The organism is Dietzia sp. DQ11-44 (assembly GCF_014145205.1).
Taxonomy (GTDB): Bacteria; Actinomycetota; Actinomycetes; order Mycobacteriales; family Mycobacteriaceae; genus Dietzia; species Dietzia natronolimnaea.
This window is the reverse complement of the sequence record NZ_JAALEC010000276.1, coordinates 1-1,234: the sequence shown is the minus strand read 5'-3', so window position 1 is coordinate 1,234 and position 1,234 is coordinate 1. Positions and strand designations below refer to the sequence as shown.

The window sequence follows — 1,234 nt, the reverse complement described above, 5'->3', positions numbered from 1 at the left end:
GGAGATCGACGTGGCGGCCCTCCTCGAGGGGGTGCTCGAGGACGATCGTCCCGTCCTCGCCCGCGCCATCACGTTGCTCGAGTCCACGAACCCCGCACACCGCGAGAAGGCCCAGGAGTTGCTTCTCGGCGCACTCCCGCACGCCGGTGGCGCGTTGCGCATCGGGATCACCGGGGTACCGGGCGTGGGGAAGTCCACGTTCATCGAGTCCTTCGGTCTGTATCTGGTGGAGAAGGGCCACAAGGTGGCGGTCCTCGCCGTCGACCCGTCCTCCACCCGCACCGGCGGGTCGATCCTCGGCGACAAGACCCGGATGGCCACGCTCTCGACGGAACCCCGCGCCTACATCCGGCCGTCGCCGACCTCCGGCACGCTCGGAGGGGTGGCGAAGGCCACCCGCGAGACGATGGTGCTGCTCGAGGCGGCGGGATTCGACGTGATACTCGTCGAGACGGTGGGGGTGGGACAGTCCGAGGTCACCGTCGCCGGAATGGTCGACTGCTTCACGTTCCTCACCCTCGCCCGCACCGGAGACCAGCTCCAGGGCATCAAGAAGGGCGTCCTGGAGCTGGCGGACGTCGTCGCCGTCAACAAGGCCGACGGCCCCCACGTCAAGGACGCCAGACGCGCCGCGCGGGAACTCGGCGCGGCACTGCGACTCGTGCGACCGGCGGACTCGGCGTGGAAGGTGCCCGTCCTGACGATGTCGGGTCTCGAAGGTGACGGTCTGGACGACTTCTGGGATGCCGTCCGTTCGCACCAGGACACGATGGGGAAGATCGGCGAGGTCGAGGCCCGTCGAGCCCGTCAGCAGGTCGAATGGACCAGGTCGATGGTGCACGACACACTCATGGCGAGACTCGCGGCCGACCCCGAGGTGCGTCGGGTCACGGCCGATGTCGAGCGGCGTGTCAGCGAGGGGACGTTGACTGCGGCCCTCGCCGCCCAGGCGATCATCGACGCCTTCGACAGCTGACGCGCCGACTCGCCGGCGAGTACGTCAGGCGTTCCACCACCTGCGGACCAGGTACTCGCGCTCGGAGGCGTTCTCCGTGAGCTGGTGGGCACGCGCCCAGGCCCGGCGGGCCTCGTCACCGCGGCCGAGTTCCTCGAGCGTCGTCGCCCGCGCCGCGTGGAACGGGTGGTGCCGCTCGAGCTCCGCCTCTCCGGCGAGGGCGTCGAGTTGCCGAAGGCCTGACTGCGGTCCGTCGCGGCGACCCACGGCCACCGCACG

1 protein-coding gene and 1 pseudogene are annotated in these 1,234 nt (G+C 70.3%); one reads left to right on the top strand and one right to left on the bottom strand.

Going from position 1 to position 1,234, the window contains the following annotated elements:
• Positions 1–4 precede the first annotated feature (4 nt).
• The gene (meaB, locus tag G6018_RS07780) at positions 5–976 is read left to right on the top strand and encodes a methylmalonyl Co-A mutase-associated GTPase MeaB (RefSeq protein WP_346034559.1); all 972 of its coding nucleotides are present in this window, start codon (positions 5–7) and stop codon (positions 974–976) included.
• Between the two features lie 24 nt (positions 977–1,000).
• Here meaB and G6018_RS07775 read toward each other — a convergent pair.
• A pseudogene (locus G6018_RS07775) lies at positions 1,001–1,234 on the bottom strand (RNA polymerase sigma factor); the annotation flags it as partial.